Consider the following 13,189-nt stretch of genomic DNA (forward strand, 5'->3'; position numbering starts at 1 on the left):
CAGCGTGCAACGCCAGCCCGAACGAATTCGCAAGTATTTCGAGCACGGCCCTGTTCGCTATGCAGCTTGATACAAGTTCACAGGGGCCGGATCAATAAGCACAGGCTTTCGTGCGTGGCTCGAACGATTCAGCGGTGGGAATCTGGGCGAGACGCTATCGCTTTCCATCAGCGAGTCGGTCGCCAAGTACCCAGTTCCGAGCAGTGAAGTCTCCCGGGCGGGCATCGATGCGGCAAAGCGTTTCAACGACTTGGCGGTTGCATTCGGCGCTGCGCACGAATGCGGGTTGACCGACGTCATGAACGCCATCCATACCCCTGGCGAGGAGGATGCAACGATCGTCGAGCTGCGGCAGTTACTGGTCGTAATCGATAACGAGGTGACAGCGGCCTATGGGTGGGATGAGCTGGAGATCGCCTACGATTTCCGTGAGATCAATGGAGGCTCCGCCAATGACCGTTGGCTATGGTCACTGTCGCAAGACGTCACCGCCGACCTCCTTGGACGGCTGACCGCACTCAATCGTGAACGCTTCGAAGCAGCTGCGAGTAGCAGCAGCGGCGCGTCCACAACAACAAAGTCCAAGCGCGGACGCAGACCGAAGGCGGCCTCTCCCGCCACCCTCGACGGGCTGTTCGGTGAGGGAGAGCTATGAGCGACAAATACAGAATGACGGTCGACCTGAACGTGCTCGACCACCTCGGGATCAACCTCTACAGCAACATCGCCGCCGTTCTGACCGAGGCCGTCGCGAACGCCTGGGATGCCGACGCCGAGACCGTCGACATCAAGATCGATTCGGACGGCAACCGGATCGAGATCCTCGATGACGGTATCGGTATGTCGGTCGATGACATGAACGGCAAGTACCTGCGGGTCGGTTATCGACGGCGAGATGAAGATCTCGAGCATGGCAAGACGACTGCCAAGGGCCGACCGGTGATGGGCCGCAAAGGGCTGGGAAAACTCTCGCTGTTCTCGATTGCTAACGTCATCGAAGTCGAGTCAGCCAGAGATGGCTCAGCTCATGGCCTTCGCATGACCGTGGACGGAATCCACGAATCGGTTCAGAAGAGGGAGCCCTTCTACAGCCCCGAGTCCCTGCCCGCCGATCAGATCGCGGTAACCAAGGGAACACGAATCGTTCTGCGCGATATCAAGCGCCAGCGGCTCGGTCGTGGTGCGCTGGCTCTTCGCAAGCGCCTGGCGCGCCGCTTCTCTGTGATCGGGGAGGCCCACGGGTTCAAGATCGATCTCGATGGGCAGCCCATCACACCCTCCGATCGTGGCGACCTGCCGATGGTGCAGTTCCTCTGGCAGTTCGGTGACGACGCACTCGACCTGAGTCCCGCCGGTCAGCTCCTGGAGAAGGAATCGCTTCCGAACCGCTTCGATGCTTGGGACATGGGCTGGCGGGTCAGCGGCTGGATCGGTACCGCCAGATTCCCCAAGCAACTCGATAGTGAGGATGCCGGCAATCTGAATGGCATCGTCGTGTTCGCCCGTGGCCGCCTGTTTCACGAGAACATCCTCGACAAACTGAACGACGGGCGGCTCTACACGAAGTACCTCACCGGGCAGATCGAGGCCGATTTCCTAGACGCCGACGACGCACCAGACATCGCGACCAGCGATCGGCAGCGCGTGCAGGAGGATGACCCCCGATATGGGCAGCTGATCGCTTTCCTGAAATCACGTCTTACGCAAGTCGAGAAGCGCTGGACGGAATGGCGCAAGAAGCACGAGGTCGAGAAAGCGAAGGAAACATCGCCCGCCCTCGCCGAGTGGCTCGATACGCTCCCCGAGGGATACAAAAAGAGCGCGGAGACGCTGATCGCCAAACTCAGTGCGCTGCCGGTCGATGAGGAAGAGGATCGGAAGCTCATGTACCGGCACGGCATCCTGGCATTCGAGCGCATGAAGCTGCGCGGCTCGACCGAGGAGTTTGTGACGAGCATCGAGAGTGCCGACAGGCTGCTGGCCGTGCTCGCCGACAGAGACTCGCTTGAGGCATCCCTCTACCGGGACATCGTCAAATCGCGTCTGGATGCCATCCGGGATTTCCAGACCATCATCGATGAGGACGCAAAGGAACGGGTGCTCCAGAAGTACCTGTTCGATCACCTCTGGTTATTGGACCCGGCATGGGAGCGCGCCACGGGGAGCCCGATCATGGAATCGCGCCTGACGACGGAAGGCGTGCTGATCGAAGACATGACCGAGAAGGAACGTCTCGGCCGCGTGGACATCGCCTACCGCACCAATGCGGGCAAGCACGTCATCGTCGAGCTGAAGAAGGTCGGCCGCAAGATGGGATTGCTCGAACTGGTGGAGCAAGGTCAGACCTACGTCGACAAGCTCACTAAGATTCTGCGGGAGCAGAACCAGACCAGCCCCGACATCGAGGTGATCTTCGTTCTGGGCAAGACCGTCGACGAAGAGGCATCGAACCCCGACCGCCTCAAGTCATCGATGACATCGATCTCACCGGGCAGCCGCATCGTCCATTACGACACCTTGATTCGGGGCGCTCAAGAGGCGTATTCGGCATACATCGAGAAGAGCAAGTCACTCGACAAGCTCGAAAAGATCGTGGACAGGATTTGAGGTGACCAAGGTATGACGAAAACTTCCAACGCATGGATCGCCATCGATCATGGCCTCGGCACCGACCACAGGCTCGCGCCCTATATCTTGGTTCTGAAGGGTGAGCGTTCTCTCTATCAGGCCATCGAGGAGGACGACTGGGTTCTGGTCCTGAACCCCGTTGGTAGCATCACCCGTGTCGGGCGTGTGCTGCGGGTTCGTTCCGATCTCGAAACCACCACGCTCTATTTCGACCGACTGCTGTCGATCACAGACCCCGTCTCGATCGGCCTCACTGCACTCACGCCACCGTCTTCGAGCAGCATCGGTCGGGTCCAGTGGACCGATTTCGTCGAAGCCCTGCCCAAGGCATTGCACAAGACCATCGCCGAAGTGCCGACGGTCGGTTCCGATCCCAGATCTCCCCAGCATCAGCAGGAACTCGCCTACATCCGCGAACTGCTGCAACTGGCCGTGATGGACGACTTGCTCGGCCCGGCTGGCGGCCCTCATGAGCGCATCGTCGACATGGGTGTGCGGGATCGCTATCTGGTGGGCAAGCTCGCCCCGCGTGAGGCGGCACAGGGTGGCATCGAAGGGCTCGAAGGGCCACTGGCGAACGACGAGGTCGAAGAGCCCACCGACCCGAAGGCGCCAGGTCAGCATGAACCCGGTGCGGAGTTCGGCACGGCGACGGGCCGTGTCGAGCCCGAATCCGATGCGGCAGACGAGATCGACGCGGCCAGCAATCAGTCGCTGGTGCCGAGTAGCCTCGGCATGACCTTTTGCGTGGATGGCGACGCCGAGCGAATCGAGATCGAAGTGCGCTGGGGTCGCTATGAGCGCAGCGATGAGCACGAGATCTTCCGCACCCGCAAGAACAAGGAGACCGGTGCCGAGGAGCAGACCAAGGCGAAGGTCTGGCAGCGCATCCCCTGCGGCGGCAAGCTGGTGCTGCCGCTCACCGAGGGCGTGATCCCCCATCAGGCGCCGGACAAGAGCTATCCCGAAGTGCGGGTGCAAGGCTCCGTGCGTGCCAAGAACGCGAATGGTGACCGCCTGGTGACACTGTTCCTGGTCAATGCACAGGAGGAACCCGAGACCAACCGCGATTCCGCCTGGGTCTTTCAGCCGGAGCTGATCGTTCGATCGGAAGCAGAAGCCTCCAAGCGCGCCATCTTCCGCCGCCGGCCCGTACTGGATGCGGACGGCATGGACCCGGAACGGGAGTCGCTGGAGATGATCTACCGCAACCGGGTGGAGTTTGCTGTGGGCCATGGCGTCGCGGTTCACGCCGAAACAGCGGATGACGTGACACTGGCCACCGAGGTGCGTACCGCCGTCATGCCGCAGTACGAGGTGCAGGTCACCGAGACGCCGGGCCTCGATCCTGCCGACCGACCGGCGATGAAGGAGATGGTGAGCAGTGGTCTGCTCGACATGCAGCGTCTCGCGACACTGGACATCGATCCGCTGGTCGATGCGCTGAGTCTGCTGACCAAGGATTATGCAGCGTGGATCGACGATCAGCGCGTTCGAATCGGCGTCGACGTGCTCGGCTACGACACGCAGGCTCGCCAGGCGCTGGATCGATGTCAGGAGATTCAAGTGCGTCTGCAGCAAGGTATCGACACGCTGAAGACCGATGAGAAAGCCTTGGCTGCGTTCCGGTTCGCCAATCGGGCGATGGCCACGCAGCGCGTGCGTAGCCAGTACGCCCTCGAAATCCGGCGCGGTAAGGACGTCACCGTCGAGCAGTTCGACGTGCTGAAGAACCGCAGCTGGCGCCCGTTCCAGTTGGCCTTCCTGCTGCTGTCGATCCCATCGCTGGCCGACCCGACGCACCCGGATCGTGTGCAACCGGTCGAAGCCTATGCCGACCTGCTGTGGTTCCCCACCGGCGGTGGCAAGACGGAGGCGTACCTGGGTGTGGCCGCCTTCACCATGGCCATTCGGCGCATGCAGGGAAATCTTGGTGGTTACGACGGATCGCGCGGCCTGGCCGTGATCATGCGCTACACCTTGCGCCTGCTGACGCTGCAGCAGTTCCAGCGTGCCACGGCACTGATCTGTGCGATGGAGGTGCTGCGGCGCGAGGCACTGGCAAAGGGTGACGAGTCGCTCGGCACCGAACCCTTCACCATCGGGCTATGGGTGGGCAACAAGGTGACCCCCGGTACGACCGAGGACAGCCATCGGGCCATCGAGGACATCCGCAACCCCGGCAAGTACAACGCCGGGGCAGCGTCTCCCGCTCAACTGACCAGTTGCCCCTGGTGTGGCTCGGAAGTCGCTCCAGGACGCGACGTCGAGGTCGACAAGGGGCGTGGGCGCACCTTCGTTTACTGTGGCGACAAGAAGGGGCGTTGCGAATTCTCGAAGGGCAAGTCCAGCAAGCTCCCTCACGCGGGCATTCCGGTGCTCGTCGTGGACGAGGAGATCTACCACCACCCCCCCACCATGATGATCGCGACCGTGGACAAGTTCGCAATGATGGCGTGGCGTGGCCAGGTGCGCACGCTGTTCGGTCGGGCGGGCCAGGAATGCGAGCGGCATGGTCTGCTGTGGCAGGGGGCGGATTGCAATGGCAATCACCAGGCCGGCAAGGGGCTGGCCGCCGTCAAGGTCAAGAACATCAGCCAGATTCGTCCTCCGGACTTGATCATCCAGGACGAGTTCCACCTCATCAGTGGACCGCTCGGCACCATGGTCGGCTTGTACGAGTCCGCCGTGGATGAGCTGTGCGGCTGGAAGTTCGGCGAACATACGGTCAAGCCTAAGATCATCGCGTCGACCGCCACGGTGCGTAAGGCCCGCGAGCAGGTGAACAACGTCTTCATGCGGCGCGTGTCGGTGTTCCCGCCGCACGGGCTGGACGTGGAGGACAACTACTTCTCGGTCCAACGACCGATCGAGGACAAACCTGGCCGGCGCTACCTCGGGGTCTGTTCCCCAGGCAGTTCGCGACCCGCGATGCTGATCCGCGTCTACACGGCGTTCCTGACAGCCGCTCAAGCGTTGTTTGACCGCTTCGGCGAGGCCGCAGACCCTTACATGACCACGGTCGGCTACTTCAACTCGTTGCGAGAGTTGGGGGGCATGAAGCGCTTGGCCGAGGATGACGTGCAGACGCGCTCCTACCGGGTGCAGATGAGTATGGTCGAGCGCCCCGCGCTGGCGCAACGCAGCGTCAGCAACATTCGCGAGCTGACCTCGCGCGTTTCCAGCCAGGACATCCCGAAGTACCTCGACAACCTTGAGGTGAAGTTCAAGTCCGAGTTCGATGCCGTAGCCGGCAAATACGTGACCAAGTGGCAAGACGGTGACACCCGGGCAATCGACGTGGTGCTGGCCACCAACATGCTGTCGGTGGGGGTGGACGTCAATCGGTTGGGACTGATGGCCGTCAACGGTCAGCCAAAGGGCACGGCGGAGTACATCCAGGCTACCAGCCGAGTGGGGCGTTCCTTCCCCGGCTTGGTCTGCACCGTTCTCACTTGGGCACGGCCACGCGACCTCTCGCACTATGAGACCTTTGAGCACTACCACGCCACCTTCTACAAGCACGTCGAAGCGCAGTCGGTGACACCCTTCTCGCCGCGCGCTATGGACCGTGGCCTGACCGGCTCGCTGCTGAGCCTGATGCGCCTGGAGAACGATGCGTTCAGTCCCAACGAGGGCGCAGGCAAGTTGGATAAGTCAGATCAGAGCGAGATCACCGATGCCATTGATGTACTCGTCAGACGGGCATGGAATGTCAGCGAGTTGTCCAGCACCAAGAGCCTGGCCGAACAGGAACTCAAGGAGCGCGCGGACGAGTGGGCCAAGGAGGTAGGCAAAGGCGGCCGCATCCTGGCCTATGAAAAGCGAGGCCCCGATAAGGACAAGACCGTCGCTTTGATCAAGTCACCGGGCATCCAGGCATGGGACAACTGGACCGTCCCCATGTCCATGCGTGAAGTGGAGCCCGGCGTGCGCCTGATCATGAATACCAGCCACATCACGGACGACCACGATTGGAAGCCTCGTCCCGCGACGAAGGATGAGGATTGAGCATGATCATGAATGACAAGACTCCAGTCGGAGAAGTACGACCCAGCCAGCTGCTCTGGACCTACGGCCCAGGGGCGTTGATCGATCTGCCGAGCCTGTCCGTGGTGACGCTCGGCATCGACCGTTGGGAAAAAGACCGTTGCCAGCCGATCCAGGAAGCCAGGCTGCTGGCGGCCGTCCGGAAGGTGCTCGGTGCACAGGTCGAGAACCTGCGGATGCCGCCATTCCAAAAGAGTGAGCTCGTCGACGTCTGGTCGGCAGAGGCGAACATTGGTGTTCCCGTCCGGCCATTCCCGCGCTGGATGCGCTGCGTCAAATGCGGCCTGCTGTCCCCCTTCGATACCGGGCTGTTCGAGATCAAGGAGAACCGTTTCAGGCCAGAGCGAACCCGGTTCGTCCACAAAGGCTGTCGGGGTTCGAAGGGCGATCAACCCGCCAAGGACGCCGATGCCGTTCCGGCCCGTTTCCTGTTGGCTTGCAGGGACGGCCACCTAGACGACTTCCCTTGGCACTACTTCGTCCACGGTGGCAACAGTTCCTGCAAGGGCACACTGCGCTTCTTCGAGAGCGGCGCGTCATTACAAACAGAAAACTTGTGGGTTCGGTGCGATGGAGATAAGACGCACTGTAATGGTGTGTCAAGAAGCCTTGCTCAAGCCTTTGGAAAAGCCGGAAAGGAGAATCTTCCTGGATGTCGCGGACGACATCCCCACCTCGACCACTTTGATAACGAGTGTGAAGAAGAAGCGCGTGCGGTTCTCTTAGGCGCCACGAACAGCTGGTTCCCGATCACACTTTCGGCGCTCGCCATTCCCCAGACCAAAGACCCACTTAGTCAGCTGATCCAGGATGGTTGGGAGTTCTTCGAGGAACTGGAATCCGAAGCCGAAGTGTCGGTGACGGTGAAGACCTTGAAGAAGACCGGGGCACTGCCAGGGATCGACAAATATCCAGCGGCGGCGATCTGGTCGGCCATTGAGGCGCACCGTGCTGGTGGCGGACAGGAAGTCGTGGGTGAGGCGGACATCAAGGGCCCCGAGTGGGACGTGCTGACAGAGGCGAACCCACCCACGGACTACCCGCACTTCATGAGCAAGAAGGTCGGTACGCCACCGGCCTTTGCAAAGCACATCAGCAGAGTGCTGCTTCTGGAGCGACTGCGCGAGGTCAATGCCTTACTCGGTTTCACTCGCGTGGAGGCGCCCGAGGAAACGGGTGACCCGAACGAACGGCCCCAGATGGCCAACCTCTCACGAAGCAAACCGGATTGGGTTCCCGCGAACCAGGTACATGGTGAGGGTATCTTCATCCAGTTCGATGAACTGGCGCTCGTCGCTTGGGAAGCACTTCCTGCCGTCGCGCAGGTCGACAAGATGCTCCGGGGCGGCCACAGGGGATGGCGCAATTCACGTCATCTCGATCCTGACGAGGGCTACCCCGGCATTCGCTACGCCATGCTCCACACGCTATCGCACTTGCTGATTCGTGAGCTGGCGTTGGAGTGCGGCTACAACGCAGCGAGTATCCGCGAGCGAATCTATGCCGACACCTCGGGCGAGAGTCCGCAGGCCGGTATCCTCATCTACACGGCAGCGGCGGACTCCGATGGAACGCTGGGCGGTCTCGTCGATCTCGGCAAGCCGGAGAATCTGGGTCGCCTATTGGAGCAAGCCTTGAATCGCTCGAAGATCTGCTCCTCTGACCCGCTCTGCTCCGAGCACGATCCCGAGAAAGATCGCTCACTTCATGCGGCGGCGTGCCACGCTTGTAGCCTGGTGGCCGAGACCTCCTGCGAGCGCGGCAATCGCTACTTGGATCGATCATTGCTGGTTCCGACCCTGGAACGCATCGACGCGGCCTTCTTCAAGGGCTTGTGACATGGAGAAGCTCTTGGATGCAGTCGCAGCCGTGGTCTGTCTGGTCTCTCCAGAGAAGGTCCAGGCCATAGCCAGCCGGATTCGTCGGACTGATGCCGTCAAAGCAGCCGGTGCACTGTCGGGCGCAGTCAGCACCCCCGTTGCTGCTGAGGTTGTGGATCAGCTCATCGATGCTTGGCGAAGCACCTCTGTCAGCGCCGAGGAACTAGCATCGATGCTGCTCGCCGCCGGCCATGTCTTCACCAAGGCTACGAATCAACAATCCACCGAACTCGTGTGGACGGGGCCGACGACACCCTTCGTCTCGGCACGACGAACCGAGCAGGCGCTACTGCAGGTCATCAACGCCGCTGAGCAGACCCTGTTCATCACCAGCTTCGTGGCCTATGACGTCTCGACCATCGTCAAGGCGCTGAATGCGGCAAATGATCGCGGAGTGGTCATCTCCATGCTGCTCGAATTGTCTCAGGACCACGGCGGCAGCATCACCTTCGATGCTATCGGCAAGATGAGGACGCTGGTCCCCGCCGCCAGACTCTATGCCTGGCGAGACAAGGCCGACCCTTTCTCCGACGGGCGCGTCCACGCCAAAGTCGCCGTTGCCGATGGAAAGATGTGTTTCATCACCAGCGCCAACCTGACCGGTCACGCGATGGAGCAGAACATGGAGGTCGGTGTGCTCCTCACCGGCGGGCAGATTCCCAAGCTGCTACTCGACCATTTGCAGGCGCTGGTAGGCACGAAGACGGTTTCACTCGTCTGAATCGCCCCTTCGAAACCCACCTGCCTGCCGAAACGAATGCGTCCTGCCGAATCAGTCCCAGACGACTTCGCAGGCGAGATATTCCCGAAGGACGATTTTCACGGCCAGCCCATCGGCTTGGCTGGTACGGAAGCGATAGTTTCCTTCTTGCACGGCCAACCATCCCTCGGTGAAAGTGTCGGCGCCCGCCACAAGCAGCCTCTGCATCGCACGGCTCCCGACTTCCGGCCAGACATCGAACGCGTCATCCTCGCTTTCGAATGCGGTGCGCTCTTTTTCCGTCATGAGCGACAGCGGCTTGAATCCGAGGCGTGATGGTTCGTGCAGTTGTGGCTCATTGAGTTCGAATGAAGCATGACAACGAGCCAATTTGAGGATGACGCGACTCACGCGATCGTTTTCGGCTGCCCAGACAGGACCTTCTGCGCCATCTGTGCGTGCCCGCTGCAATCGGGCCAACAGCGAAGAGTTCGCCTGCAAGATACGGCCAATCTTGGCCCTGTGCAGTTTTTCGGGTGCGGTGTCCCCAGCGATGACGCATTCGAGCAGACAGGCCAGATATTCTTCGTCGAGTGATAGGCCGTTGTTGCATTCACGGCACGCCGGAGCCGCCATCAGATTCTCTGGATACGGCTCATCCAAGAGAACTTTCGACGGGACGTGATCAATGGTTTCGCTTGGGCCGCCACAATGCACGCAGAACCCCTTGTTTCTGCCGTCGCCGTAGCATCGCAGCTGCTGCATGTGGCATGCCTCCGAATCTGTAGGTGCGAGTCGCTAAGCGTGTCTTGGACAACCCCTGCTGATTTCAGATGGTACAGCAATCGACGAAGCACACTGAGAAGCTAGCGAGACCAGGGGAACTGGTGCTGTGGCACGTACTTGCGGCTGATTTGCTCCGGCTAAATCAGAGAAAGAGTCCCCCGGTCAGCTCGCAGCCCGGGCGGTACACGCGCAGCAGTGCGTCCCAATGAACTGGCGTGGTGAGGGTCACTTCCTGGGTGTTTTACAGGTACTTCTTGAACGTCGCCGCAGCGATGCACACCGCCACGCCGAGTAGCGCGGCGCCGGGCAGCAGGATCAGTAGCGGGTTCACGCTGACTGGCAGTACCAGATAAGTTGCCCACGGCAGTACAGCCAAAGGAATCAGGCTGGCTCTGGCCCGGTGGTAGATGAAACCAGATTCCCGCCCGGCGCCGAACTTGCGGATGTCGCGGCGAACCAGTCCATCGACCAGGCCGACGAAGGCCGCGAGAAGGAACAGCGGCAGCGTGAGCACCAAGACCAGCAGGCGGACGATTAACGTCAGGATGGTGAAGCCGGCAGCAATCAGATAGCTCTTGGTCCAGACATAGACCTGGGCGAGGTAATAGCGGAAGTCTCGGTGCGCGCCTCGGCTGGGTGCGCTGGCCTGCGCCGAGGCGTCGCGCATCCAGTCCAGCAAGCCCGTCTTCACGAAAACCCACTCGTAGGTGCCCTCAACCAGCCAGCGCGCGGTGCGTCCTGGCTCCTGCACGACGGCGCTCCGGGTGAAATGGGTGGAGAGCTGGTTCAGTTCGTAGTCGAGCATGCCCTGCGCGTGGCGCCAGCCCTGGTCGGGCCAAAACAGGTGCATGCCGACGCATTCGATGACGATGGACAGCAGCAGCGAGGCGACCAACACGCCGAACAGGCGCCATGGCAGCGTGACCACGCTGGCGATCAGGCTGCGCTGGCGTGCCTGCTGTCGCTCGGCGGTCGCGGCGGGCTCTTTCACGATGGCGCCTCTTCAGCCGGCGTGCCTTCTTGCACTTCTTCGGCCAGATCCGCTGGCAACGCGTCGTCGTGCGACCGGGGAAGCCCGTTGCCGTCCCACCATTCACCCGCCTCGGCGTAGTGCTGGCGCATGTAGCCGGCCAGTTGTTGCAGGTCCCGGGGCATGGCTTCGTCCGGATCGGGCGCCGGTAACGGCATGCGGACCTTCCACAGGTTACCGCCTTCGATGAGGGCGAAGCACTGCCCCTTGGGCAGGCCGACCACGTGCGCAGGCTCGATGAGCGGCACGCTCGACGTGCTGATGCGGTCCTGCGCGTTGCTGGTGAAGTCGGTCGGGCCGTGGAGGTCGGAACTGTCGGTGGCGCCGCTGACCAGCGTGGTGGTGTAGACCTCCACCTTCGGCAGTTGCCGTGTCAGCAGTTCGGCGGTGGCGGTCTCGCGCACCCGCAGCATGAACAGGTTGTTGAAGTTTCCGATGACCTGGCCGGCCTTGGCGCGATTGCCGATGCGCGCCTCGATGTCCGAGAGCGTCTGCGTATAGGCCGTGACCTGCATGCCTGCACCGCCACCCTTGTTGATGAGCGGAATGAACTCATCGCCCATCAGTTCGTTGAACTCGTCCGCATGAACGTTGATGGCGACCTTGGCATTGGCCGATGCCCCCGGCAAGCCGTCGTCGATGCCGTGCTTGTAGATGTGCCCTGCTACCGACACAAGGTCGCTGAACATGCTGTTGCCGACAGCCGCCGCTACTTCGGCGTCGGACAGCGCATCCAGTCCCACATAGACCACGGCCCGCTTCCTGATGATCTGCATCCAGTCGAAGATCGGGCGCGGGTCAGACAGGTCGGAATAGTTCGGCGCGAGCAGTTGCGCGATCTTGCCGGTGGTGAGCTTCTCCAGCAGCGGTAACAGCGAAGCGACGATCTTGTCGAAGTAGGTGCGGTCGTAGCGCACCGCAGAGCGCAGGCCGTCGAGCACCGCGTCATAGGTTCGCGTCTGCGACAGATACTGCTCCAGTGCCACCACCCGCTTCTCTCGCCCGACCATGTGGCGCGGGATGGTCTTGTCGTTGAGGCGTCCTTCAAGCTGGACGATCACCTCCCAGGCCTTGGGCTCGGTTCGGGCGAAGAAGTGCTGGGCGTACTCGATGAACAGCGCGTCGATGTTGACGACATGGCGCTGGATCAGCAGGTAGTCTGGCCGCTGCCCCAGTTCCACCAGGGCGCGCGCGATGATGTTGACGAAGCGCCAGGCGAACTCGCGGAACGCGGCGCTGTTGCCCTCGCCGGAAAGCTGCCCCGCAACGCGGGTGGCGACCTCCGAGATGCGCCCGAACCGGCCCACGGCGTTGTAGCGCGCCGAGATGTCGGGCCAGCCCAGGTGGAACACGTACATTTCGCCCTCGCGTCCGGCTCGCCTGGCCTCGACATACATGCGCTTGAGCAGATCGGCATCGCCCTTGGGATCGAAGACGATCACCACCTCGTGCTCGCCATGGACCTTGCGGCGGATGTCCTGGGTGATGAACAGTTCGGCCAGGCGCGTCTTGCCCACGCGCGTGGTACCGAGCACCAGGGTGTGGCCCACACGCTCGCCCAGCGGCAGGGTGACGTCGGTCTCGTGCGGCTCGATGCCATGCAGGCGCGGCATGCCACCCACTGGCGGCAAAGGCCGGACCGGGTTGAGCGGGTTGTCCCAGGCCAGTGCCCGCGCCAGCCTAGGCAGCGGCGGCGGCGCGAACTCCAGCCGCTCCTCCAGGCGGCGCGCCAGGCGGTAGAACGTCGTCGGTTCGGCGTAGCGCCGGAACTCGGGCTTGTAGGTCTGCGTCAGCCGATGGGTGTGTCGTTGCTCCCAGCGGAAGCCACGCCCAACGAACAGACGGTACTGGCTCACTGGCACGTCACGGCTCGTCATCACGTAGCGAGGCAGACGACGGATGTGGCGGCGGTACCGCAGGATGGCCCAGGCGTCGCGCAGGCGAATCGCGCCGAAGGCCAGGAAGGCCAGCGCGCTGCCGAGGCCGAGTACCGGATTCAGCGCGAGCGACCACGGTGCCCCCACGCACACCACCGCGGCGCCTGCGCATACGGCAACGGTGTATAGCTCCACCGCTGGCCGCAGCAGGACTTCGACGGCGTGCGGCTGGGCCATC

At 62.2% G+C, this 13,189-nt stretch carries 8 protein-coding genes; 5 read left to right on the forward strand and 3 right to left on the reverse strand.

Translation table 11 applies throughout. The features are described from left to right. Positions 1–286 precede the first annotated feature (286 nt). Genes CDN36_RS10250 through drmC form a run of 5 tightly spaced genes read left to right on the forward strand, consistent with a single transcriptional unit; the run spans position 287 to position 9,279 of the window. Positions 287–655: a hypothetical protein gene (locus CDN36_RS10250; RefSeq protein ID WP_287496672.1), complete on the forward strand. Its 369-nt coding sequence runs from the start codon at positions 287–289 to the stop codon at positions 653–655. Further along, positions 652–2,607 (forward strand): BbrUII/HgiDII family restriction enzyme, encoded by a 1,956-nt coding sequence (locus tag CDN36_RS10255; protein WP_011805420.1) that lies wholly within the window; start codon positions 652–654, stop codon positions 2,605–2,607. The genes CDN36_RS10250 and CDN36_RS10255 overlap by 4 nt, the downstream gene beginning before the upstream one ends. A 12-nt stretch (positions 2,608–2,619) precedes the next feature. After that, positions 2,620–6,639: a DISARM system helicase DrmA gene (drmA, locus tag CDN36_RS10260; RefSeq protein ID WP_287496673.1), complete on the forward strand. Its 4,020-nt coding sequence runs from the start codon at positions 2,620–2,622 to the stop codon at positions 6,637–6,639. A gap of 2 nt (positions 6,640–6,641) precedes the next feature. Next, positions 6,642–8,516 (forward strand): DrmB family protein, encoded by a 1,875-nt coding sequence (drmB, locus tag CDN36_RS10265; RefSeq protein WP_287496674.1) that lies wholly within the window; start codon positions 6,642–6,644, stop codon positions 8,514–8,516. Position 8,517: 1 nt separating this feature from the next. Then, a complete protein-coding gene (gene drmC / locus CDN36_RS10270) occupies positions 8,518–9,279 on the forward strand; it encodes a DISARM system phospholipase D-like protein DrmC (RefSeq protein ID WP_256161627.1) in 762 nt (253 codons plus the stop codon). A 51-nt stretch (positions 9,280–9,330) separates the two neighbouring features. Here drmC and CDN36_RS10275 read toward each other — a convergent pair whose 3' ends face one another. The 3 genes from CDN36_RS10275 to traD form a co-directional block, all read right to left on the reverse strand. Beyond that, on the reverse strand, positions 9,331–10,023 hold the full coding sequence (locus CDN36_RS10275; RefSeq protein WP_256161628.1) for a hypothetical protein: 693 nt from the start codon (positions 10,021–10,023) through the stop codon (positions 9,331–9,333). A 262-nt stretch (positions 10,024–10,285) separates the two neighbouring features. Beyond that, on the reverse strand, positions 10,286–11,035 hold the full coding sequence (locus tag CDN36_RS10280; protein WP_287496675.1) for a TIGR03747 family integrating conjugative element membrane protein: 750 nt from the start codon (positions 11,033–11,035) through the stop codon (positions 10,286–10,288). Then, on the reverse strand, positions 11,032–13,188 hold the full coding sequence (gene traD / locus CDN36_RS10285; RefSeq protein ID WP_287496676.1) for a type IV conjugative transfer system coupling protein TraD: 2,157 nt from the start codon (positions 13,186–13,188) through the stop codon (positions 11,032–11,034). Before traD ends, CDN36_RS10280 begins: the two co-directional genes overlap by 4 nt. Between the last annotated feature and the right edge of the window lies 1 nt (position 13,189).

It is taken from the genome of Pandoraea sp. CB10b_02 (assembly GCF_002216225.1).
Classification (GTDB): Bacteria; Pseudomonadota; Gammaproteobacteria; order Burkholderiales; family Burkholderiaceae; genus Pandoraea; species Pandoraea nosoerga.

What these genes read in the sequence shown, in the direction of transcription:
- CDN36_RS10255 (WP_011805420.1), top strand. Translation starts at nt 652, where the DNA reads ATGAGCGACAAATACAGAATGACGGTCGACCTGAACGTGCTCGACCAC.
- drmA (WP_287496673.1), top strand. Translation starts at nt 2,620, where the DNA reads ATGACGAAAACTTCCAACGCATGGATCGCCATCGATCATGGCCTCGGC.
- drmB (WP_287496674.1), top strand. Translation starts at nt 6,642, where the DNA reads ATGATCATGAATGACAAGACTCCAGTCGGAGAAGTACGACCCAGCCAG.
- drmC (WP_256161627.1), top strand. Translation starts at nt 8,518, where the DNA reads ATGGAGAAGCTCTTGGATGCAGTCGCAGCCGTGGTCTGTCTGGTCTCT.
- CDN36_RS10275 (WP_256161628.1), bottom strand. Translation starts at nt 10,023, where the DNA reads ATGCAGCAGCTGCGATGCTACGGCGACGGCAGAAACAAGGGGTTCTGC.
- traD (WP_287496676.1), bottom strand. Translation starts at nt 13,188, where the DNA reads ATGGCCCAGCCGCACGCCGTCGAAGTCCTGCTGCGGCCAGCGGTGGAG.